General features: G+C 43.4%; 23 protein-coding genes and 1 pseudogene. 1 reads left to right on the top strand and 23 read right to left on the bottom strand.

From position 1 onward, the window contains the following. Positions 1-60: 60 nt before the first annotated feature. The 4 genes from KQI91_RS00525 to mtaB all read right to left on the bottom strand — a co-directional run bounded on the left by KQI91_RS00525 (position 61) and on the right by mtaB (position 2,454). The gene (locus KQI91_RS00525) at positions 61-318 is read right to left on the bottom strand and encodes a DUF1292 domain-containing protein (RefSeq protein ID WP_216390927.1); all 258 of its coding nucleotides are present in this window, start codon (positions 316-318) and stop codon (positions 61-63) included. A gap of 13 nt (positions 319-331) precedes the next feature. Then, complete coding sequence (gene ruvX / locus KQI91_RS00520; protein WP_216390926.1) at positions 332-754, bottom strand: Holliday junction resolvase RuvX; 423 nt, start codon at positions 752-754, stop codon at positions 332-334. A 3-nt stretch (positions 755-757) separates the two neighbouring features. Next, complete coding sequence (locus KQI91_RS00515; RefSeq protein WP_005424783.1) at positions 758-1,030, bottom strand: IreB family regulatory phosphoprotein; 273 nt, start codon at positions 1,028-1,030, stop codon at positions 758-760. 101 nt (positions 1,031-1,131) lie between these two features. Beyond that, complete coding sequence (gene mtaB / locus KQI91_RS00510) at positions 1,132-2,454, bottom strand: tRNA (N(6)-L-threonylcarbamoyladenosine(37)-C(2))-methylthiotransferase MtaB (protein ID WP_216390925.1); 1,323 nt, start codon at positions 2,452-2,454, stop codon at positions 1,132-1,134. A gap of 217 nt (positions 2,455-2,671) precedes the next feature. Here mtaB and KQI91_RS00505 point away from each other — a divergent pair, with 217 nt between their 5' ends. After that, complete coding sequence (locus tag KQI91_RS00505; RefSeq protein WP_216390924.1) at positions 2,672-2,908, top strand: HPr family phosphocarrier protein; 237 nt, start codon at positions 2,672-2,674, stop codon at positions 2,906-2,908. Between the two features lie 139 nt (positions 2,909-3,047). Here KQI91_RS00505 and thiI read toward each other — a convergent pair whose 3' ends face one another. The 19 genes and pseudogenes from thiI to KQI91_RS00410 all read right to left on the bottom strand — a co-directional run bounded on the left by thiI (position 3,048) and on the right by KQI91_RS00410 (position 22,064). Next, positions 3,048-4,229 (bottom strand): tRNA uracil 4-sulfurtransferase ThiI, encoded by a 1,182-nt coding sequence (gene thiI / locus KQI91_RS00500; protein ID WP_216390923.1) that lies wholly within the window; start codon positions 4,227-4,229, stop codon positions 3,048-3,050. A gap of 55 nt (positions 4,230-4,284) precedes the next feature. After that, positions 4,285-5,439 (bottom strand): cysteine desulfurase family protein, encoded by a 1,155-nt coding sequence (locus tag KQI91_RS00495; protein WP_216390922.1) that lies wholly within the window; start codon positions 5,437-5,439, stop codon positions 4,285-4,287. 23 nt (positions 5,440-5,462) lie between these two features. Next, on the bottom strand, positions 5,463-6,206 hold the full coding sequence (locus KQI91_RS00490) for a 16S rRNA (uracil(1498)-N(3))-methyltransferase (RefSeq protein WP_216390921.1): 744 nt from the start codon (positions 6,204-6,206) through the stop codon (positions 5,463-5,465). 4 nt (positions 6,207-6,210) lie between these two features. After that, on the bottom strand, positions 6,211-7,164 hold the full coding sequence (gene prmA, locus KQI91_RS00485; RefSeq protein WP_216390920.1) for a 50S ribosomal protein L11 methyltransferase: 954 nt from the start codon (positions 7,162-7,164) through the stop codon (positions 6,211-6,213). A gap of 221 nt (positions 7,165-7,385) precedes the next feature. Beyond that, positions 7,386-8,567 carry a molecular chaperone DnaJ gene (gene dnaJ, locus KQI91_RS00480; protein WP_216390919.1) on the bottom strand — a complete coding sequence of 394 codons (1,182 nt, stop codon included), beginning with the start codon at positions 8,565-8,567 and terminating at the stop codon, positions 7,386-7,388. Between the two features lie 147 nt (positions 8,568-8,714). Further along, on the bottom strand, positions 8,715-10,592 hold the full coding sequence (gene dnaK / locus KQI91_RS00475) for a molecular chaperone DnaK (protein WP_216390918.1): 1,878 nt from the start codon (positions 10,590-10,592) through the stop codon (positions 8,715-8,717). Between the two features lie 246 nt (positions 10,593-10,838). Then, positions 10,839-11,471, bottom strand: a complete 633-nt coding sequence (gene grpE / locus KQI91_RS00470) for a nucleotide exchange factor GrpE (RefSeq protein ID WP_216390917.1) — start codon at positions 11,469-11,471, stop codon at positions 10,839-10,841. A 29-nt stretch (positions 11,472-11,500) separates the two neighbouring features. Next, on the bottom strand, positions 11,501-12,553 hold the full coding sequence (gene hrcA / locus KQI91_RS00465) for a heat-inducible transcriptional repressor HrcA (RefSeq protein WP_216390916.1): 1,053 nt from the start codon (positions 12,551-12,553) through the stop codon (positions 11,501-11,503). A gap of 300 nt (positions 12,554-12,853) precedes the next feature. Beyond that, the gene (locus KQI91_RS00460; RefSeq protein WP_216390915.1) at positions 12,854-14,011 is read right to left on the bottom strand and encodes a pyridoxal phosphate-dependent aminotransferase; all 1,158 of its coding nucleotides are present in this window, start codon (positions 14,009-14,011) and stop codon (positions 12,854-12,856) included. Positions 14,012-14,141: 130 nt separating this feature from the next. Next, positions 14,142-16,142 carry an excinuclease ABC subunit UvrB gene (uvrB, locus tag KQI91_RS00455; protein ID WP_216390914.1) on the bottom strand — a complete coding sequence of 667 codons (2,001 nt, stop codon included), beginning with the start codon at positions 16,140-16,142 and terminating at the stop codon, positions 14,142-14,144. A 576-nt stretch (positions 16,143-16,718) separates the two neighbouring features. After that, on the bottom strand, positions 16,719-16,886 hold the full coding sequence (locus tag KQI91_RS00450) for a hypothetical protein (RefSeq protein WP_216390913.1): 168 nt from the start codon (positions 16,884-16,886) through the stop codon (positions 16,719-16,721). Positions 16,887-16,906: 20 nt separating this feature from the next. Continuing rightward, positions 16,907-17,248, bottom strand: coding sequence for a nucleotidyltransferase domain-containing protein (locus tag KQI91_RS00445; RefSeq protein WP_216390912.1), 342 nt, complete (start codon positions 17,246-17,248; stop codon positions 16,907-16,909). A 46-nt stretch (positions 17,249-17,294) separates the two neighbouring features. Beyond that, the gene (locus KQI91_RS00440) at positions 17,295-17,525 is read right to left on the bottom strand and encodes a hypothetical protein (RefSeq protein WP_216390911.1); all 231 of its coding nucleotides are present in this window, start codon (positions 17,523-17,525) and stop codon (positions 17,295-17,297) included. Further along, the gene (locus KQI91_RS00435) at positions 17,513-17,893 is read right to left on the bottom strand and encodes a DUF3990 domain-containing protein (protein WP_216390910.1); all 381 of its coding nucleotides are present in this window, start codon (positions 17,891-17,893) and stop codon (positions 17,513-17,515) included. The genes KQI91_RS00440 and KQI91_RS00435 overlap by 13 nt, the downstream gene beginning before the upstream one ends. Next, positions 17,886-18,110: a DUF3791 domain-containing protein gene (locus tag KQI91_RS00430; protein WP_216390909.1), complete on the bottom strand. Its 225-nt coding sequence runs from the start codon at positions 18,108-18,110 to the stop codon at positions 17,886-17,888. The genes KQI91_RS00435 and KQI91_RS00430 overlap by 8 nt, the downstream gene beginning before the upstream one ends. A 242-nt stretch (positions 18,111-18,352) precedes the next feature. After that, positions 18,353-18,619, bottom strand: a pseudogene (locus tag KQI91_RS00425) (DEAD/DEAH box helicase family protein); the annotation flags it as partial. Positions 18,620-18,993: 374 nt separating this feature from the next. Then, complete coding sequence (locus tag KQI91_RS00420; RefSeq protein ID WP_253288291.1) at positions 18,994-19,479, bottom strand: DUF697 domain-containing protein; 486 nt, start codon at positions 19,477-19,479, stop codon at positions 18,994-18,996. A 255-nt stretch (positions 19,480-19,734) separates the two neighbouring features. Next, positions 19,735-19,980 (bottom strand): Mor transcription activator family protein, encoded by a 246-nt coding sequence (locus KQI91_RS16365; protein ID WP_216390908.1) that lies wholly within the window; start codon positions 19,978-19,980, stop codon positions 19,735-19,737. Positions 19,981-20,552: 572 nt separating this feature from the next. Further along, positions 20,553-22,064 carry a CoA-transferase gene (locus KQI91_RS00410; protein WP_216390907.1) on the bottom strand — a complete coding sequence of 504 codons (1,512 nt, stop codon included), beginning with the start codon at positions 22,062-22,064 and terminating at the stop codon, positions 20,553-20,555.

Raw genomic sequence — 22,064 nt, 5'->3', positions numbered from 1 at the left:
AATGCAGGAATGCCGGTCACATTCCCTCAAGGTCTGCCATCTGTATACTGTCTTCTTTCGTTACATCTCAAAATCCACGTCATCAAGCATTTGTTCAAAAACTTTGTAAACTGCCTGTATCTCATCTTCGTCCTCGACCATTTCATAACAGGCATCCGGATCTGTGTCCATCGACACGTCCTTCAAAATATAAGCAGACGCTTCATCCTCCAGCGAATCGGATACAAGGAGATAAGACACTCCTCCGATTCTTGTCTGTTCTTCAATATAAAATTCTTCTACTGTCCCATCCGGAGACTGAAATCTGATTTTTTCCATTTTGACACCTTTATCATACTGACAGGGAATCCAGATATCCCTGTAAAATAAATACTGCTGCGATTCCATCGAGATATTCTTTACGATTCTCTCTGCGGACTCCGGCTTCCATCAGTGTACGCTCTGCCGAAACAGTCGTCAGACGCTCATCCCACATGATTACTTCCAGCCCGGTACGTTTCCGCAGCATCTCTCCGAATTCCACAGCTTTTTCCGCACGTTCACCAACCGTATTGTTCATATTTTTCGGATATCCCAGTACGATTCTGTCCACTCCGTATTCTGCCACGAGTTCTTCTACACGTGCAAGTGTCCGGCGAAGCTTGTTTTCCTGCTTGCGCCAGATTGTCTCTACTCTCTGGGCAGTCAGACCCAACGGGTCACTGACTGCCACTCCTACTGTTTTTGATCCGTAATCTAATCCAAGAACCCTCATTGCTTATCGTTCCCAGGATTTGTTCTTAATATATTCATTAAGTAATTCTTCTACCAGTTCATCTCTTTCTACCTTCATGATCATGCTTCTTGCACCCTTGTGGCTGGTAATATAGGTTGGATCTCCGGACATGATATAACCGACGATCTGGTTCACCGGATTATATCCTTTTTCGTCCATCGCATTGTAGACCAGATCCAGAACTTCTTTTACTTCAAGATCTGCGTCTGGTTTTGTTCTGAAATACTGTGTGTTTCCTAAATTATTTTCTGCCATTTTCTCTCACGTCCTTAATAAGATTTCCCTTTTATTTTAATATAATTCCACGCAAAATACAAGAACCCATTTTTACTCTGGAATTGCTTCTGCTTTATTCTCTATGCCTGTTCCGCCCGAAGAACATGTTTTGCTGCAAATCCAACTGCTTTGACCGTAACAAGATCATTCACTTTATGTGCGCCCGTTTTCGGAATGACCGCCCGCACATACTCTCTGCTGTGACCCACATACCATTGTTTTCCGTCAATCTCAATCTCTTCTTCCAGAAGAAGTTCCAGTTCTTTTCCGATCATTGCCTCTTCGTATTCTTTTGCCCGAATCTCATGCAATTCCAGCATCCTGTCGCTGCGCTCAGCCTTCACTGCTTCTGTCAACTGTCCGTCCATTGCAGCAGCTTTGGTTCCATGCCGTCTGGAATATTTAAAAATGTGCGTCTCATAGAAATGAATATTTTTCACAAATTCATAAGATGCTTCAAAATCTTCTTCTGTCTCCTGCGGGAATCCTACGATTACATCTGTCGTCAGGGCGGGAGCCGGATAATATTTGCGGATCAGTGCACATTTTTCCGCATATTCTTCTGCACTGTAACGACGATTCATATTCTTAAGAGTCTTATCACATCCACTCTGCAGAGACAGGTGGAAATGCGGGCATACCTTTCCGGTCGCCACAATGCCTTCCAGAAATTCTTCAGTAATGATCCTTGGTTCCAGAGAACCCAGACGGATCCTTTCGATTCCATCTGTTTTGCTTACAGCCTGGATCAGGGACAGAAGGCTTTCTCTTTCCTCTTTCGGAAAATCCACTCCATAAGAACTCAAATGAATTCCGGTAAGAACCACTTCCCGGTAGCCTTTTGCTGCCAATATCTCCACTTCTTTTTGTACATCTTCAATCTTTCTGCTGCGAACACGTCCTCTCGCAAACGGAATGATACAGTATGTACAGAACTGGTTGCATCCATCCTGTACTTTGATATAGGCACGAACATGTTCTGCGGTAGATGCGATAGAAAGTTCCTCATATTCTTTTGTGTGATTGATCTCAATCACCTGCACCTGTTTGGTATGTTCTTTTTCATACTCTTCCAGTGCTTCCACAATCTGTCGTTTCTGATTGTTTCCAAGGATCAGATCCACTGCCAGGTCTTCTTTGAGTCTTTCTGTATCTGCCTGTGCATAACACCCTGTCGCTACAACGATCGCATCCGGATTCATTTTTTTTGCCTTGTGAAGCATCTGCCTGGATTTGCGGTCTGCAATGTTGGTAACAGTACAGGTATTGATCACATAGACATCTGCTCCTTCTCCAAAAGGAACAGTCTCATAACCTGCATTCTCCAGGAGCTGCTGCATGGCTTCTACTTCGTATGCATTTACTTTACAGCCCAGATTATGAAGGGCAACCTTTTTTTTCATATTTTACCTCATATATTTTCTGATAGTCTTACTGTTCACTTTCGTTTTCTTTGTGCAAACAGTTTTCTGATAGTTTCATTCTGTTTTCTCTATTTTATTGTTTTTTATACATGCAGCCGAAATGTTAACCAAAATTTCATCTCTTTTTCCCTTGACTTTTTGAAAGGGGACGGGTAAGATTAAGGGCATAATAACACTAAATAGGGAGGTTCTCAAAATGAAAACATTAAAAATCTCGCTGAATTCTATCGATAAAGTGAAAGCATTTGTAAACGAGATCAGTAAATTTGACTGTGACTTTGATTTAGTATCCGGAAGATATGTGATCGATGCAAAATCCATCATGGGTATCTTCAGCTTAGATTTATCCAAACCGATCAACCTGAACATCCATGCAGAAGGCAGCACCCTCGATACCATCCTGGCAATCGTTCAGCCATACGTAATTGAGTGATCTGCATCGATTCTTTTTTGAGATATCAGACACGAACATAAAACAGCCGGAGATTTCTCTCCATCTGAGATAAAACAGCTTCTGTGCATACGCATAAGAAGCTGTTTTTCTTTTCTGTTCTCTTTTGTCCTGGCTCTTCTTACTGAATCTCGATCACTTCTGTACTTGCCAGTGCCTCTTCCATCAGCTGATCGATCTTTTCATTCAGTTTTTCTTCAGATCTGTGAATCACTTTGAGATTCGGTTTTGTTACCGGATGTTTCGCAACAAAAATCGTACAGCAGTCTTCAAACGGCTGGATAGAAGTCTCAAACGTATTGATCTTTCTGGAAATCTGTACGATTTCTTCTTTATCAAAACCAATCACCGGACGATATACCGGCAGTTCGCATACTTCATCGGTTGCTGCAAGGCTCTGTAAAGTCTGACTCGCTACCTGCCCGATACTTTCTCCTGTAATCAGTCCAAGACATTTATCCTTGCGTGCAAAATGTTCTGCAATGCGCATCATGTAACGACGCATGATAATCGTCAGCTCCTCATGCGGGCACTGATCATAAATATACAGCTGAATATCTGTAAAATTGACCACATGCAGACGGATCGGTCCGCTGTAACGTGCTACCAGTTTTGCCAGATCTACGACTTTCTGTTTCGCACGCTCACTGGTATACGGCGGAGCATGGAAATAAACAGCCTCGATTTTGACTCCACGTTTTGCAATCATATATCCGGCAACAGGACTGTCGATTCCGCCGGAGAGAAGGAGCATTGCTTTACCGTTTGTTCCGATCGGCATTCCTCCTGGTCCCGGAAGAGTCTCAGAATATACATAGATCTTGTCACGGATTTCTACAGAAAGCGTCATCTCCGGATGATGCACATCTACTGATGCCTCCGGGAATGCATCCAGGATTTTCTCGCCGATTGCCGCACTTACTTCCATAGAAGTGATCGGATAAGATTTCTTTGCTCTTCTTGTATATACTTTGAAGCTGCCTTTGTAGCCCGGATATCTTGCTTCCATATAAGCCACAACATCTTTTGCCATCTGATCAAATCCCTGGTCCTCATATATCACGACCGGGCTGATGCCAACGATACCGAATACGCGCTGCAGTGCCTCTACAGCCTCGTCAAAATCATATGTTTCCGGGCAGAATACATAAACACGTCCCTGTTCTTTTGTTACTTTGAATTCGCCTTCTACCGGTTCCAGTGCCAGTTTCATCTGTTTTACAAGTGCATCTTCAAACAGATATCTGTTTTTTCCTTTGATGGCGATTTCTGCATATTTGATCAAAAATGCATGAAATATCATATCTGGTATTTCCTCCTGTTATTTGTACGGTCAGAAACCTCTCTGACCTGTCGATTTATTTTCTTGAATAGCGTCTGAGCATCGGAACCAGAGTTTTCATGGTTTCCAGGAAATAATCCGCTTCTTCGATGGTATTTTCTTCACAGAAACTTAAACGCACAGTACTTTCAATCTGGTCCTTGGACATTCCCATTGCGCTTAACGTAGCACTTGGCTTTCTCTTGTGACTGGAGCATGCGCTTCCCGCGGAGATATAGATTCCCTTATCTTCCAGAGAATGAAGCAGAACTTCGCTTCGAACCCCCATCACACTGATACTTAAGATCTGTGGTGCACCTTCGCGAAGTGGCATACCATTGATACGGATGTCTTCAATCTCGGACAGACCTTCTGCAATATGCTCTTTGAGCTGATACATATGCTCTACATTTTCATCCAGATTTTTATAAATCTGCCCTGCTGCTACGCCAAGTCCGGCAATTCCAGGTACGTTATCGGTTCCTGAACGCATACCGCTCTGCTGTCCGCCCCCAAGGATCTGCGGAATGATCTTAACCTTCTCATTGATATACAGGAAACCGATTCCCTTTGGCCCATGGATCTTATGTCCGCTGACCGCAAGAAGATCGATTCCCATTTTTTTCGGATAGATACGGTATTTGCCGAATCCCTGGATCGCATCAACATGATACAGTGCCTTCGGGCTCTTTTCATGAACCATCTTCGCAATCTCTTCTACCGGCATTACTGCACCGACTTCGTTATTTACAAGCATGGTCGATACCATGATCGTATCCGGACGTAACACTGCTTCCAGTGCACTCATCTTTACTCTGCCCTGTGCATCTACCGGAAGATAGGTAATCTCAAATCCCTGCTCCTGAAGATATAACGCCGGCTGACTCACTGCTGCATGTTCTACGGATGTGATGATGATATGGTTTCCGTTTCTTTTATTTGCCAGTGCTCCACCGATCAGTGCCAGATTGTCTGATTCTGTGCCGCCTGAAGTAAACAGGATTTCCTTTTCCTGCACTTTCAGAATTCCTGCAATTGTTTTTGCAGATTCTTTTACGTATTTTTCTGCATCTACACCTTTGAGATGCATGGCAGAAGGATTTCCAAAATCTTCTGTCATCGTCTTTACCACAATATCTTTGACAGACTCATAACATCTGGTAGTTGCAGAATTGTCAAAATAAACTTCCATAATTTCCTCTTTTTGTATCAATATTAGTTTTCAAGTTGGAACATCAGAACGGATAAGATTGCCAGTCCTGCTGTTTCAGTACGAAGGATACGTTTGCCAAGCGTGATCGGTCTGGCCCCCTCGCTGATCGCTGCCTCTACTTCTTTTTCTTCAAATCCGCCTTCCGGTCCGATAAAGATTCCTATAGACTGTCCCGGCTCTATTGCAGCAAGAATTTCTTTTGTCTCCTGCATACCCTTTGCAAGTTCATAAGGAATCAGCCGGATATCCATAGACTCTGCGTATTTCAGTGCCTCTTTAAAAGTAAGCACCTGATGTACATTCGGAATCAGCATACGTTTGGACTGCTTCGCTGCACTCTCTGCGATCTGCTGCCAGCGGTCAACTTTCTTTGCCGCTTTCTTGCCATCCAGCTTCACAACACAGCGTTTTGTTTCTACCGGAATGACTTCATAGGCACCAAGCTCTACCGCTTTCTGTATGATCAGTTCCATCTTGTCTGCCTTAGGCAATCCCTGAAAAAGATAGATTCGGCTCGGCAGTTCATAGTCCGGTTCCTGCGCATAAATAATATGCAGCAGCACTTCTTCCTGACTGAATGTCTCAATCGCACAGCGGTATTCTTTTTTTCCACCGTCACTGATCCATACCTCTTCTCCCTGTTTCATACGAAGGACATTGGAAATATGGTTGACATCCGTCCCTGTAATATGAATCTGATGTGCCGTTTCATCGATCTGATGTGGTTCTACAAAAAACCTTTGCATGAAATCAGTCCTTTCTTGCCGTTACACAGACCCATTCACCCTGTCTGGTCACTTCCACAAGTGTCAGTCCGGCTTTCTGTACCGCTTTTTTGACAACATCTTCTTTTACATCAAGAATACCGGATGTGATGTAATATGCACCTTTTTTCATCTGGTGAACGATCACCGGTGTCAACGGCACCAGAACATCTGCGAGGATGTTTGCTGCAACAATGTCATATTTCTCATAGCCTACCTGATCCTGTACTTCCTTGTCATCAATGATATTTCCAATCATCATGTCAAATGTCTCATCTACGATCTGGTTTGCTTCTTTGTTATCCTGTACTGCCGGAACTGCACACGGATCAAGATCTGTTCCTACAACATGACCCGCACCAAGTTTCAGTGCTGTAATCCCGAGAATACCACTTCCGGTTCCAACATCCAGAAGTTCAATACCTGGTCTTACATATTTCTTAAGCTGGCGGATCACCAGCTGCGTAGTTTCATGCATGCCTGTACCAAACGCAGTACCCGGATCGATATGAAGAATCATTTTGTCCTTGTCTTCTTCTTTGATTTCTTCCCATGACGGAACGATCAGAATATCGTCCACATAGAACTGATGGAAAAATTCTTTCCAGTTATTGATCCAGTCCTTGTCCTCTGTCTCAGATTCTTCGATCGTGCCTTCTCCGATGTCCATAAAAGTACGCAGTTCTTCCAGTGCGTTTCTTACATCGCGGAGAATGCTTTCCTTGTCGGCATCTTCTTCCAGATAAAAGTTCAGATATGCGATCCCGTCATCTGCCGGTCCTTCTGGCATAATGTCCACGAACATCTGTGCCTTGTCCTCTTCGGTCAGTGGCTGATGGTCCTGGATTTCTGCACCTTCTACACCGATTTCTGCCAGAGTGCAGATAATCATATCCTCTGCATCTGTTTTTGTCTTAATCGTAAAACGATTCCATTTCATATATTATAATCTCCTGTCTGTTTATCCTGTATGATAACTTTACGCTATTTTATCTATACGATACTTCCTCATGTTTGGCATGTTCCAAGGCCAAATGCTTTATCGTGCAAGCACGAACAGCTTTTGTTCTTTTAACCCTGGTATCTAATATACATGAAACCTCAAAAAAAGAAAAGAGGGTTTTCCCTCTTTTCCCAAAACTTTCTTCTATTCTATGGTATTTAGTCCTCAAAGGTCTCTTTGAGTTTATCCATAAAGCTCTTTTTCTTCTTTTCTGATTTCTCAGATCCGTCTTTATCACCAGATGCCGGTCTGTTGCCGCAAGCCTCATCAAATTTGCGAAGGGCTTCTTTTGCTTCTTCGTTCAGCTTGGTCGGAACCTGTACAACCAGTGTTACATAGTGATCCCCGCGGACATTTTTATTTCTGAGAGACGGTACACCTTTGCCTTTGAGACGAATACGTGTATCCGTCTGTGTTCCCGGTTTCACTTCATAAACAACATCACCGTCAACTGTATTGATATGGATTTCTCCACCAAGTGCTGCCTGTGCATAAGTCAGAGGAGCTGTGGAGAAAATATTCATATCCTGTCTCTGGAAGATCGGATGGCGTGCAACGTTTACCTCTACAAGTAAATCGCCTCTCGGACCGCCATTGGTTCCCGGTTCTCCCTTATCACGAATACGGATACTCTGTCCATTATCGATACCGGCCGGAATAGAAACCTGAATCTTCTTTCTGGAAGAAGTATATCCTGTTCCACGGCAGGAAGTACATTTTTCTTTGATGATCTTACCGCTTCCATTACATTCCGGACAGGTCTGCACATTTCGTACCATACCGAACATAGACTGCTGTGTATAGACGATCTGACCTTCTCCGTGGCATTTCGGACAGGTAGTCGGCTCTGTTCCCGGTTTTGCACCGGTTCCGTGACAAGTTGTACATTCGTCTTTCAGAACGATTTCCAGTTCCTTATCACATCCAAATACTGCCTCTTCAAATGTAATATTCACACGGGCACGTAAATTCGCACCTTTCATCGGTCCGTTATTGGCACGTCGCCTGCCGCCGCCCCCAAACAGATCGCCGAAAATATCACCGAAGATATCACCCATATCTGCACCATTAAAATCAAATCCGCCATAGCCGCCGGCTCCACCGCCGCCCTGTTCAAATGCAGCATGACCAAACTGATCATACTGACGTCTCTTATCTGCATCGCTTAAAACACTGTAAGCTTCTGTAGCTTCTTTGAACTTTGCTTCTGCTTCTTTGTCTCCTGGATTTACATCCGGATGATACTTTTTGGCTAATTTTCGATATGCGCTTTTTAATTCTGAATCGCTGGCAGTCTTGCTGACACCCAGGACCTCATAGTAATCTCTTTTATCAGCCATCTTTTCTCTTTCCTATATGTTAGATTTGCGTTGTTGCTCTTGTGCAGCTATACGCCGCACTGAAACATTATTATAATCCCCCAATGCCATCCATGCAAGCATGAATGGCATCTGAGAATTTGAATCTTATAATTCTTTTATGATCTATTAGACCTCTTTGTAATCAGCGTCTACAACATCATCGCCGTATCCGGCTTCATTTCCGCCCTGAGCTGTTCCTGCGCCTGCTCCCGGATTCGGACCAGCCTGACCGCCTGCCTGCTGTGTCTGCTCATACATTTTAGCGAAAAGCTTCTGAGCACTTTCCATCATCTTTTCCTGAGCTGCTTTGATGTCTGCGATCTGAGCATCTGTGAGTTCTGCGTTTGCTGTCTGAGCAAGCAGATCTTTGAGTGCGTTCAGGTCTGTCTCAACTGCTGCTTTGTCGTTGGCATCAATCTTATCGCCAGCTTCTTTGAGTGCATTCTCAACCTGGAATACCATGGAGTCTGCATTGTTTCTTGTGTCGATTCCCTCTTTACGTTTCTTATCCTGAGCTTCGAACTCAGCAGCTTCTTTGACTGCTTTGTCGATCTCGGAATCAGACATGTTGGAACCTGCTGTGATTGTGATATGCTGCTCTTTACCTGTTCCAAGGTCTTTTGCAGATACGTTTACGATACCGTTGGCATCAATATCAAATGTAACCTCGATCTGCGGAACACCACGACGTGCTGGCGGGATTCCATCCAGACGGAACTGTCCGAGGGATTTGTTGTCTTTTGCGAACTGACGCTCACCCTGTACAACGTTGATATCTACGGCTGTCTGGTTGTCTGCTGCTGTGGAGAAGATCTGGCTCTTCTTGGTCGGGATTGTTGTGTTTCTCTCGATCAGACGAGTTGCGATACCACCCATTGTCTCGATGGACAGTGACAGCGGAGTAACATCCAGAAGAAGGATATCGCCGGCACCTGCATCACCTGCAAGTTTACCACCCTGTACGGAAGCACCAAGTGCAACACATTCATCCGGGTTCAGAGATTTGCTTGGCTCTTTGCCTGTGAGCTGTTTTACTTTGTCCTGTACAGCCGGGATACGTGTAGATCCACCTACCAGAAGTACCTGACCAAGTTCGGAAGCTGTGATTCCTGCATCAGACAGTGCACGGCGAACCGGCTCTGCTGTCTTCTCTACCAGGTCATGTGTCAGCTCATCGAATTTAGCTCTTGTAAGGTTCATATCGAAATGCTTCGGTCCTTCTGCTGTTGCAGTGATGAACGGAAGGTTGATGTTTGTTGTTGTTGCGGAAGAAAGTTCTTTTTTCGCTTTCTCTGCTGCTTCTTTCAGTCTCTGAAGAGCCATCTTGTCTGTGCTCAGGTCTACACCTTCTGCTTTTTTGAATTCTGCGATCATCCAGTCTGTAACTTTCTGGTCGAAATCGTCACCACCAAGACGGTTGTTACCAGCTGTGGAAAGAACTTCGATAACACCATCACCGATCTCGATAACGGATACATCGAATGTACCACCACCTAAGTCGTAAACCATGATCTTCTGCTCTTTCTCGTTGTCAAGACCATATGCAAGAGCTGCTGCTGTAGGCTCGTTGATGATACGTTTTACATCAAGGCCTGCGATCTTACCAGCATCTTTGGTTGCCTGACGCTGAGCATCGTTGAAGTAAGCCGGAACTGTGATAACTGCTTCTGAAACAGTTTCTCCAAGGTATCCTTCTGCGTCTTTTTTCAGTTTCTGAAGGATCATAGCGGAGATTTCCTGTGGAGAGTATTTCTTGTCATCGATTGTTACACGGTAATCTGTACCCATCTCTCTCTTGATAGAGGAAATTGTTCTGTCAGCGTTTGTTACTGCCTGACGTTTTGCAGGCTCACCTACAAGACGTTCTCCTGTTTTTGTGAAAGCAACTACGGATGGTGTTGTTCTTGCACCTTCTGTATTAGCGATAACGGTTGGCTGTCCACCTTCCATTACGGCTACACAACTGTTTGTTGTACCTAAGTCAATACCAATGATTTTTCCCATGATAAAATTCCTCCTGAATTTATTCTAAAATTATTAAATATTTCAAGTTATTCTTCCAGAATCAAGATGCTCTACGCATCTTTCGTGCTGTGCACTTATGATTCTGTCAGGATTGCACCTAGAAAAATAAGGAAGTTCAATTCACTAAATTCGCCTCTTCCTACGGTCGGACTCATTAAGTTCCTTCGAACGCCCTTCGTACTAAACTCATACTACGCTACGCTTGTATTCATTAAGTACTCTAGGTCAGTTAGCCACTTTAACCATGCTGTGACGAACTACGAATCCTTTATAGGTGTAACCTTTCTGAAGTTCCTCTACAACAATGTTCTCTCCGACAGATTCATCCTCCACATGCATAACTGCATTGTGGAAATCCGGATTGAATTCTTTACCGACTGCTTCGATCGGTTCTACTCCCATGCCTTCCATTGTAGTGGTAAGCTGTTTGTAGATCTTCTCCATTCCATCTGCAAACGGATCATCCTGCGGTGCCTGAGCAAGTCCTCTCTCAAAGTTATCCACAACCGGAAGGATCTTCTCGATGATGTCCCTGGCTCCAATCACATACATGCTGGACTTTTCTTTTTCCGTACGTTTGCGGAAGTTATCGAATTCAGCCATATTACGTTTCAGTCTGTCTGTCAGATCTTCAATCTGCTGTTCTAATTTATTTTCTTTTTTCTTTTTGCCAAAGAAAGATGTTTTTGATTTGGTTTCTTTATCGTCGTCTGCCTCAGCGGCTTTTTCCGCTTCTGCGTCCTGTCCTGCCGTTGCTTCCGGCGATTCTTCTGTCGGCTCGTTCACAGTTTCTGTTTCCGGAATATCCTTCTCTGTTTCTTCCTGCTCATTTGCCGTGTTTTTATTTTCTTCTGACACCTTTGTTTTACCGCCTTTCTGCCTGGCTGCTAGCCGTCTTCATTGCTTTTATTTTTTTTGAAAACCTGGTCAAGTTCGACCTTGAGGGTCTTCAAGCTGTTTACTACATTTTCATAATCCATTCGCTTCGGTCCTACAATACCGATCGTTCCATGCATTCCCTCCCCCAGTTCGTAAGTTGCGGTTACAACACTGCAATCCTTCATGGTCGAGATCGGAAGTTCGTCTCCGATGTACACCTGAACCCCGGTATTGTCATCTGCCATCCGCTCCTTAACCAGATCCACAAGCTGCTGTTTCTCCTCAAACGTAGAAATCAGCTCAGTGGCTTTTGTCTTATCAGACAGCTCCGGATACTTAAAGAAGTTCGTAGCACCTGACGTATAAATTTCAAGATCGTCTTCATCTACATGAATGGTTGCAGCTACTGCATCCAGCACTCTCGCTACCAGTCCGCTGTGAATGCCTGCCTGCTCTTTCAGTCTGGCGATCATGCCAAGATTGATATCCTGAATCGGCAGTCCATTCAGATTGGTGTTGAGGAGAAGGTTCAGCTTGAGAAGTGTTTCATCATCCATTTCTTCATCCAGATCAATGATCTGATTACGGATCACATTTCCCTCGCATACCACTACTGCTACAAGCTGCATCTCATTGACACGGGACAGCTGAATGAATTTCAACTTATTGCCGCTGTACTGAGGAACCGAAATCATCGTTGCGTAATTTGTATTGGAAGCCAGGACACGTGCCACATTCTTCAGCACCTTCTCCATCTTATCGGTCTTCTCGATCATCAGATTACGTAATTCTTCGATTTCATCTTCCTTTTCCTTCATCAGTTCATCCACATAAAGCCGATAGCCTTTATCAGAAGGGATTCTTCCTGCCGATGTATGTGGCTGAACGATATAGCCCATGTCTGTCAGATCAGACATTTCATTTCGGATCGTTGCTGAGCTGACATTGAGGTCTGCATCCTTGGATATCGTCCTGGATCCGACCGGTTCGCCTGTTTCCATGTATGTCTTGATGATCGCCTTGAGAATTCTTTTCTTACGATCTGTCAATTGTTCATCCATGTACTCAGCTCCTTTCCTTTTAGTCTGTTAGCACTCATTGATGAGGAGTGCTAACATCTATAGTGTTAAGATAGCACTGTCGTTATTATTTGTCAACAGATAATTATGAATTTTTTGAAAAAAACATAAAAATCACAGTTCCGACACAGATTGGGAAATTCTTACAATTTCTGTCAGTTTCCCTTCTGTGTTCGATACTGTGATCCTGTCTGTTCGTTCTATATTATAATATTTGTAATGCCATCAATTATCCTGTGACAATTTCATCTCCTGCAGTATTCTGCTTCTGTAATCCCGGATTTACAGACCACTTCTGCGGATTGCCTCTACTACTTCGCGAATCTTATCCGGCGGAAGCACAAGAGCAAAACGTACATAGCCTTCCCCATGAGGGCCAAAGCTTGCTCCTGGTGTCACAATGACACCTGCTTTTTCCATCAGTTCCATACAGAATGCCATACTGTCTGTACGTCCTCCCGGAATCCTTGCCCAGACAAACATGGTTCCTTTGCCATTCGGAAGATCCCATCCAATCTCTCGGAGACCATTGCAGAGTGCATCACGTCTTTCCTGATACATCTGGCACTGCTCCTGCACACTTTCCAACGGGCCATTGAGTGCTGCGATCGCTGCTTTTTGAATTGGAAGGAACATACCAAAATCAATCTGGCTTCTCAGTTTGCGAAGTGCTGCGATCACATCCGGCCGGCCTACCAGAAAGCTGATTCTTGCGCCCGTCACATTAAAGGATTTGGAAAGACTGAAAAACTCTACGCCGATTTCTTTTGCTCCTTCTGTTGCAAGGAAGCTTCCGCCATGTGCTCCGTCAAAGATAATATCGCTGTATGCATTATCATGAATGATCAGAATATCATATTTCTTTGCAAATTCTACGATTTCTTCATACAGCCCCGGTGTGGCAATACTTCCTACCGGATTGGACGGCAGGGAAACTACCATATATTTTGCTTTGCGTGCTACTTCTTCCGGAATGTCCTTTACATATGGAAGAAAGTCATGTTCTGCCACCAGTGGATAGTAATATGGCTCCGCTCCTGCCATCAGGCTTCCTGCTGCAAATACCGGATAACATGGATCCGGAAGAAGAACAATATCTCCCTCATCACAGAGTGCCATTCCAAGGTGTCCCATACCTTCCTGACTTCCATAAACAGTCATGACCATATCCGGAGTCAGTTCTACGTCAAAACGTTTTTTATAATAAGTACAGACCGCTTCCAGAAGTTCTGGAAGATCTCTGAGACTGTATTTCCAGTTGTTGTCATCCATGGCCGCTTCTGCCAGGGCTTTTTTGATGTGTTCCGGCGTTTTAAAGTCCGGAGTTCCCACGCTCATATTATAAATTTTCATGCCCTGTGCTTCCAGTTGCATCCGTCTGTTGTTCAGGGCTGCAAAGATTTCTTCTCCAAATCTGTCTAATCTCTTGGAAAACTGCATATCGATTACCTCTTTCGTTTAGTGCTTGTTCCATTTTAGCACTCTCTCCATCGCTGTACAAGAGTAAAGTGAAAGAATTTGTAAAATATGCATACTCCAAAAAAGAATTCAGACCGAGATCAGCAGCGTTCTATTCGTCCATTTCATCCAGACTCTTTTTCAGCTCTATCATCTTGTCACGCAGCTCTGCCGCCTGCTCGAAGTTGAGATCTGCCGCTGCTGCACGCATCTGCTTTTCCACCTGGCCGATCAGTTTGGTCAGCTCTTTTCTTGTCATAGACTCCGGATCTTTCTTAAGTTTGTCTTCCGTCTCGGCAACCGCCTTGGAAACCGTGATCAGATCCCGGACAGCTTTCTTGATCGTGGTCGGTGTAATTCCATGCTCTTTATTGTAAGCCTCCTGGATCGTCCTTCTTCGTTCCGTTTCCTGAATGGCTTTGCGCATGGAATCTGTCATCACATCCGCATACATGATAACATGGCCTTCACTGTTTCGGGCAGCTCGTCCGATCGTCTGAATCAGAGAAACTTCTGAACGGAGGAAACCTTCTTTGTCTGCATCAAGAATCGCAACCAGTGTGATTTCCGGAATATCCAGTCCCTCTCGAAGAAGGTTGATGCCGACAAGCACATCAAAGACATCCAGACGCATATCACGGATGATCTCCGCACGTTCCAGCGTATCAATGTCAGAATGCAGATAACGGACACGAATGCCGACATCTTTCATGTAATCTGTCAGGTCTTCTGCCATTCGTTTGGTCAGGGTCGTGATCAGAATCTTATGTCCTTTGTCCACCTCTTTGTTCACTTCGCTGATCAGATCATCAATCTGTCCTTCCACCGGGCGGACTTCAACCTTCGGATCCAGAAGTCCGGTCGGACGAATGATCTGCTCCGCGCGAAGAAGTTCATGTTCTGCCTCATACTGCCCCGGAGTTGCAGAAACAAACATCACCTGATCGAGTTTGTTCTCGAACTCGTCAAAACTCAATGGACGATTGTCTTTGGCGGACGGCAAACGGAATCCATAATCGACCAGTGTCTGCTTACGGCTCTGGTCCCCGGCATACATTCCACCAACCTGTGATACGGTCTTGTGAGACTCATCTATAATAAGAAGGAAGTCATCTTTAAAATAGTCCATCAGGGTATATGGTGGCTGTCCCGGTGCAAGTCCTGTCAGATGCCTCGAGTAGTTCTCGATTCCAGAACAAAATCCAGTTTCTTTCATCATTTCCACATCAAAGTTTGTTCTCTCGGCAATTCGCTGCGCTTCGATCAGCTTATCCTCGCTCTTGAAATAGGAAACCTGTTCTTTCATTTCCTCCAGGATTGCATCCGCTGCCCGCTGAATCTGACTTTGCGGAACAACGTAATGAGATGCAGGGAAAATCGCAGCATGCTTCAGTTCATTGCGGATTTCGCCAGTCAGCACATCTACTTCTGTGATGCGATCGATCTCATCTCCGAAGAATTCCACGCGGATCGCGCGATCTGAGTAGTTGGCAGGAAAAATCTCCAGCACATCACCACGCACACGGAAAGTACCTCGATGGAAATCCATCTCGTTGCGGTTATACTGGATATCGATCAACTGTTTGATGACATCGTCACGGTCCTTTTCCATGCCTGGGCGGAGAGAAATCATCATATCGAAGAATTCTTCCGGTGCACCCAGTCCATAGATACAGGATACAGAAGAAACTACGATGACATCTTTGCGTTCACAAAGTGCTGCGGTTGCGGACAGACGAAGCTTGTCAATCTCGTCGTTGGTAGAAGCATCTTTTGCTATATAGGTGTCAGTCGATGGGACGTAGGCCTCCGGCTGGTAGTAATCGTAGTAGGAGACAAAATATTCCACCGCGTTCTCCGGGAAGAATTCCTTCATCTCACCGTAAAGCTGTGCCGCCAGTGTTTTATTGTGCGCAAGTACCAAAGTTGGTTTATTTAACTGGGCGATGACATTCGCCATTGTAAAGGTCTTACCGGATCCGGTAACACCCAGCAAAGTCTCGAACTGGTTGCCTTCTTTGAAGCCCCTGACCAGTTTTTCGATGGCCTGGGGCTGGTCGCCGGTGGGTTTGTATTCGGAGTGTAATTTGAAAATTTGTTGTGAATTTTGCACAAAAGCACCTCCTGATTTTTATATCAAAAAAGTTCGTCTATCAGGCAGAAATTCGTCGAAGCACATTTCCTGATTTTAGCCGAATATGCCCCTCGACAAATTTTGTTCACCACCCAATATTTTATAGACTGATAAAAAGTAGTAAAACTAACGTGGACGAATTAACACTCAAATGTAAGAGATATTATATCATGGAAATTTGAAATTGTATATATGATGCGAACATTAGTTCTTTAAAAATTCATCTACATTTATCATTGTATCCAGAACAATTTCTGCATCAGGCTCCTTCTTTTTCGGTAAAACGTCTTCCATTAACGCCATATTCAGTAGTTCTCGGCTCTTGTTCCCTGCTGATTTACAAATAGGAGCGACTTTTTCAAGCAATGCATCCAGATATTCTACATTAATGCTCTATAACTGTGATATGCATAATTTCTATGCTGTCAGAAACTATGTTAAATTTGTTCTGCAATCATACCGTTTATGGTATGGAAATCACCCATTGAGATTATTAGAATAATATCCTTTTACATAACAAAAACATCCCTCAGGGTCTCAAGCCCTGGGGGACATCTACATTCCTTCGATATTATTCGTCTCAAAAATCATTTCTGAATAGTTTTCTTTTCTTCCCTTTTCCAGCTCTGCATCTGGGTCAAAGTCTTCTGGTAGATATTCTGAATTTTCTTTAATCAATTCTACCAGTTCTTTGAATGCTGTTATCTTTTCATCCTCTTTCATTTGGTTTCTCTTTCTGCTGTTCAAGTTGCTCCATACAAAACAATTCCTTCTTTATGAATATTGGCACAAAATTGATAATTCACGATCCACTTGTTAAAATGTGCTTCGCTTTTTGCAATAGGCTTGATATCCAGATCATGATCCAGATTGAAATCATACGTCATATAAGAGAGCTGTTGTGCATATGCCTTTAGCTCCAGATCCGACATGTCCACCAGAATCATAATGTCCACATCAGAATCCGGACGGAAGTCGCCCCTTGCATAAGAACCGTAAAGGATTATCTGACGTACATGGGAGCCGTAAATCTTCTTGACCGCTTCTACATACTGTTTCATTAAATCCTGCATATTCTTTGGCATACATCATCACCTTATTTTCTGCTGATCATACTATGAGTTACTCATTTCAGGCATTCTTTAATTCTTCCATATACAATTCAGCTATATATGCGGGGCCATTACACCATAGCTTTGTTTTCTCATCATATATGGCCTTGCCTGTCCTTGAACACAGGAAATCTGTTAATACATCTTTTCTGTCTTTCCCTGTTTCCTCTGCAATTTCTTCTGTTACCATAGTAATAAGAAGATCTATCGTATAATTTATTTTTTCCTTTGAAATTGTTACTTCAGCCATATCTTCTCACCTTTCACAAATTTCAGACAATCAATAGCCGCTTCTGTTTTGAAGCAATATTGATCTTTTAATTTATTAGGCAGCAACTGTCTGATGCAGAAATCGTCTGCTTCTTCATCACCTGCTGTTCCAAAAGCTCCGGCAAGATAGGCAGTAAGGGTAGCATTTGTTGCATCATCCGCAATTTTGCCGGTTGCAATTGCTTTAGCTATCGAAGTTCTTAAAAAACTTTCTGCCTGATCTTTTGAGGTGGTTAAATAAAATCCCTGTCCAAAATCTTTTCTTTTTGCACATTTAGCAAGGTCTGGCTCTTTTACTTCACAGTAACTGCCATGATAGAGAACAAATCCATCTTTCAATTCAAGCATTAACCTCTATCCCCTTTCCTTCAAGAAACTCCGTAATATCTTCAAGCACGGCTTCATCACCTTCACAATGAAAAATCCCATAACATTTTTCTATATATCCAAGAACATCAGCTTCTTTAAACAGGTGAATGATCCTCTCAACAGATAAATGCCATTCTTCTGAAGCCAGCCGGATTAATCTTGTCTGCATAAAAGTAATTTCTGTTTTTTCATTCATTATAAAGTCCTCCGCAAATCACAAACCTTTCTTCTTGATTTTATTATAACCAGTTTACCTTCGTTTCTCAATCAGTATTTTGCATGCACCAATTTTACTACTTTCTTCGACGAATTTTGTTCACCGTTGTAGCAAATCCATCATGTCCATCTGCTTTTAACGCATCGTTCATTATACTTTATATAGTGTTATTCCACTTTATCAAATCAATATATAGTATGCAAATTAATATCAAGATACTAGGAGACAAAATATTCCACTGCGTTCTCAGGGAAGAATTCCTTCATCTCACCGTAAAGCTGCGCCGCCAGTGTTTTATTGTGCGCAAGTACCAAAGTTGGCTTGTTGAGCTGAGCGATGACATTGGCCATTGTGAAGGTCTTACCGGAGCCTGTGACACCCAGCAAAGTCTCGAACTGGTTGCCTTCCCTGAAGCCTTTGACCAGTTTTTCGATAGCCTGGGGCTGATTGCCGGTGGGCTGGTATTCGGAGTGTAATTTGAACGCCAACCTTTCTGTCATATTTATTTTAGATTATAACAAATCTTTTATGTTCATACATTATATTTTCAATTACTATATATCAAACAAAGAGCAGGCTAAATACTGTTTTGTAATTTTATAGGATCCCATTAAACCCTTATTTTTCTTTTCATGCAACACCCTTCCTTTCTTCCTAATTTTATTATAACCGGTTTACACCTGCTTCTCAATCAGCATTTTTTAAGAGCAACAAAACTCTACCTTCACAGCACACAGCAAAAGACGCCCGGAATCTCACCTCTTAAGATTTACGAACGTCTTCTTACTCTTTTTTCATCTTCTAATAAAGTATACTTTGGAAAATATTTTCATATTTAACTGATTATATATTTTACAGATACTTATAGTCCATTAAATAATTGCTTGAGTTCCGATACATTTTCGGCAATATTTTCAGGTTCTTTTCCCTGGGATACACGATAAAAATCATCTGCGACAATCCAGCCCAATGCTTCTGTTAAAACTGCTGCTGTAAGTCCCCCTACAATACCTCCAATAACTGTTCCCGCACCTGGTATTGCCTTTAAAACATTGGAAAAGATCGATCGTCCTGCCTGCTGTGCTATTGTTACATTAATTATAGACTTTGCAACTGACTCTGACAGTGATACATCAAATGCTTTTCCCAAAGAAACAACCATCGCTACTTGCGCAATAGTAATTGGCACAGCATCCGACATTGGAATCGGAAATGTTCCTGCTGCTGCAGCTGCCGTTGTTGCAGTGTGAATTGCTACATGACACTTCTTTTCAATTTCTTTTGGCATATTTACTTTGTGTGCCTTAGATTTTACTATTTTTTCTTCCAACATACTAATTACGCTCATGTTTTCCTCCTCTGAATGTTGCGCCACAATTTGTACACATCAATCTTCCATTCTGACTATGTACCGTCATTTTTCCACAATTGGGACATTTTTCCCCGCGCCCTTTACTTTTTATTGGAACAATCATTTCATAACCACATTTTGTACATTTTCTGTTTTCCCCTGTGGTCTTATACAAGGTGCGTTCTTTACAGTGAGGGCACATTTTACCTGGCATATGTTCATCACCTCTCTCTTAATCTCATTCCTTTGTAATCATTTATTTTGTTTTATAAATTCTCTGATCCGTCTCTCTGAATAATCAAATTTTCGTGCCAATTCTCTTGCGTTGCTTCCATTGTAATTATCCTTTACATAACGAGAGACATACTCTATACTATAGATTCTTCTTGGAAACGTAATTTGCTGTCCTCGAAAATTTTCATATAGCTTTATAGTCTGTTCTTCTCCGATTGTTTTCGCAATCTCCTCATAAATAGGTACGAAATCTGATGCCTGCAATTTTAATCACCACCTTACGCACGCTTGATTTATGTTTAAAATACTCCTTTTTCAATGAAATATCACTTTGAAATTTTCATTATTTTTTTCAAAAAGCAAGTACACAACAAAACACTTTTTTCTTCGTCCATTACTTTTATCAAAGCATAAAAAATAGAACATTCGGTCCTCTGTGAAACCAAATGCTCTATCTTACCTTTATCATTTTTCAATTTCACTGTCTCAATTCAGGAAGCTAAAGAAGCTTCTGCATCGAGAAAGATACCACATTTCCAAACCGATGTCAGCAATGCCACATAATAGACAGACCAGACGGCGAGAATGCCTCACGTGTATAACCCGATGCTCATAGCCCAGTATAACAAGCGTATCTGACATCGGAAAATAATTCAAGTGCATAACCCGATGACGACACCCAAATATAATCACCACATCCAGCATCGGAAAATAGTTCGAATGCATAACCCGATGACAGCCGCACCATATAACAATCTCATCAAACATCGGAAATATCTCGGGCAATTATGTCGATGCTAAAACATTCCCACGCTGTGCTCAAAGCAAATTTTTTCTCAAACCTCCACCTCAAACGGCAGTCTGTCGAGGATATCTTTCTGCATATCCACGCCCGGATAGACTTCGATCAGTTTCAGGCCTTTTGGGGTGAGGCGGAAGACGCATCGTTCTGTTACGTAGAGTACTTTCTGGCCGTTTTCGATCGCGCGTTTTGCGGAGAAGCTGACGCTGGACACATTCTCTACGAATTTGGAAATCTCACCTTCTTTGTGGATGGTCACGACACCTTTTTCCTGTGTGACTTCCAGTCCTTTGGCGTTGAAGGTCATGCAGAAAACTACGGTCGGGGTCTTGGCTGTGATGTTGGCAAAACCACCAATACCTGCGAAGGCTCCCGTTCCTCTATGGGCATTGATATTTCCATGCCGGTCTGCTTCCAGCGCTCCCATGAAACAGATGTCCAATCCACCGTTGTCATACAGATCAAACTGATTTGCCATATCGTAAACGGAGGCGGCACCGATCATTGCGCCAAACGCTTCGCCCGAAACAGGGAAACCTCCGATTCCTCCGGATTCTACCGTAAGTGTGATCATATCAAGCATCCCACTTTTTCGTGCATATCTCGATACCATTTCCGGGATTCCGATTCCGATGTTTACAATATCATCCACTCGCAGTTCCTTGGCAGCTCTTTTTCCGATGATATTTGCCGGAACATTGTTTTTACGCTGCTTCTGGGAGAGATCATTGATCTTCTCATTCCAGGTATGCCATTCTTTGTACGGAATCTCAAAGCTTCCGGTAAGTGCCGTGTACGCCTCGTTCCTCTCCTCCGGCTCTGCCACAACGATCGCATCGACCAGACATCCCGGAATGATGGCGTTACGCGGACGGGACGGTGTATCTACGAGACGATCTACCTGTACGATCACCTTTCCGCGGTTCGCCTTGACCGCCTGACAGATTGACAGTGCATCGCCGGACATGAACATATCATCAAATGTGATATTTCCTTTTCTGTCTGCAGCAGTTCCCTTGATCATGGCAATCGTAATCTTTGGTAATTTATAATAAAGGAATTCATCCCCATCCACTTCCACATGCTTCACCAGTGAATCATCGATGGAAATTCTGTTGATCCCAGGGCCTTCCCTTCTCGGATCGACAAAAATATCCAGTCCGACCTTTGACAATGCTCCCGGAAGACCGCCTGCCTGTGCTCGGATCGCATGGGAAATACAGCCAAGCGGCAGGTTATATGCCTCAAATCTGTCCTCCAGCACCAGCTTCTTGGTGCTCATCATCGCCCCAAAATGGCCACAGATCAACTTATCCACCGCCCCGTCACGGATATATCCTTCCGCATTGTGTTCGTCGTCCCAGACACCAAATCCGGCACTGGATACGATCGTCAGATGCGTCGGCGACTGCATTTTCTGGTATCTCCTGTATAACGCCTCGTGAAGTTCGGTCGGGTTTTCGATTCCTACAAATGAATTCACACAGATACAGTCTCCAGCCCGGATCAGACGGATAGCTTCATCTGCACTCATAATTTCATACAT

This window comes from Blautia sp. MSJ-19 (assembly GCF_018918125.1).
Lineage (GTDB): Bacteria > Bacillota > Clostridia > Lachnospirales > Lachnospiraceae > Blautia_A.
The sequence above is the reverse complement of the archived record's forward strand: the minus strand, read 5'-3'. Positions and strand labels throughout refer to the sequence as shown.

Coding starts and splice junctions, on each gene's coding strand:
- KQI91_RS00525 (WP_216390927.1), bottom strand. CDS start 318: ATGGAAAAAATCAGATTTCAGTCTCCGGATGGGACAGTAGAAGAATTT.
- ruvX (WP_216390926.1), bottom strand. CDS start 754: ATGAGGGTTCTTGGATTAGATTACGGATCAAAAACAGTAGGAGTGGCA.
- KQI91_RS00515 (WP_005424783.1), bottom strand. CDS start 1,030: ATGGCAGAAAATAATTTAGGAAACACACAGTATTTCAGAACAAAACCA.
- mtaB (WP_216390925.1), bottom strand. CDS start 2,454: ATGAAAAAAAAGGTTGCCCTTCATAATCTGGGCTGTAAAGTAAATGCA.
- KQI91_RS00505 (WP_216390924.1), top strand. CDS start 2,672: ATGAAAACATTAAAAATCTCGCTGAATTCTATCGATAAAGTGAAAGCA.
- thiI (WP_216390923.1), bottom strand. CDS start 4,229: ATGATATTTCATGCATTTTTGATCAAATATGCAGAAATCGCCATCAAA.
- KQI91_RS00495 (WP_216390922.1), bottom strand. CDS start 5,439: ATGGAAGTTTATTTTGACAATTCTGCAACTACCAGATGTTATGAGTCT.
- KQI91_RS00490 (WP_216390921.1), bottom strand. CDS start 6,206: ATGCAAAGGTTTTTTGTAGAACCACATCAGATCGATGAAACGGCACAT.
- prmA (WP_216390920.1), bottom strand. CDS start 7,164: ATGAAATGGAATCGTTTTACGATTAAGACAAAAACAGATGCAGAGGAT.
- dnaJ (WP_216390919.1), bottom strand. CDS start 8,567: ATGGCTGATAAAAGAGATTACTATGAGGTCCTGGGTGTCAGCAAGACT.
- dnaK (WP_216390918.1), bottom strand. CDS start 10,592: ATGGGAAAAATCATTGGTATTGACTTAGGTACAACAAACAGTTGTGTA.
- hrcA (WP_216390916.1), bottom strand. CDS start 12,553: ATGGATGAACAATTGACAGATCGTAAGAAAAGAATTCTCAAGGCGATC.
- KQI91_RS00460 (WP_216390915.1), bottom strand. CDS start 14,011: ATGCAGTTTTCCAAGAGATTAGACAGATTTGGAGAAGAAATCTTTGCA.
- KQI91_RS00450 (WP_216390913.1), bottom strand. CDS start 16,886: ATGAAAGAGGATGAAAAGATAACAGCATTCAAAGAACTGGTAGAATTG.
- KQI91_RS00445 (WP_216390912.1), bottom strand. CDS start 17,248: ATGCCAAAGAATATGCAGGATTTAATGAAACAGTATGTAGAAGCGGTC.
- KQI91_RS00440 (WP_216390911.1), bottom strand. CDS start 17,525: ATGGCTGAAGTAACAATTTCAAAGGAAAAAATAAATTATACGATAGAT.
- KQI91_RS00435 (WP_216390910.1), bottom strand. CDS start 17,893: ATGCTTGAATTGAAAGATGGATTTGTTCTCTATCATGGCAGTTACTGT.
- KQI91_RS00430 (WP_216390909.1), bottom strand. CDS start 18,110: ATGAATGAAAAAACAGAAATTACTTTTATGCAGACAAGATTAATCCGG.
- KQI91_RS00420 (WP_253288291.1), bottom strand. CDS start 19,479: ATGAGCGTAATTAGTATGTTGGAAGAAAAAATAGTAAAATCTAAGGCA.
- KQI91_RS00410 (WP_216390907.1), bottom strand. CDS start 22,064: ATGTATGAAATTATGAGTGCAGATGAAGCTATCCGTCTGATCCGGGCT.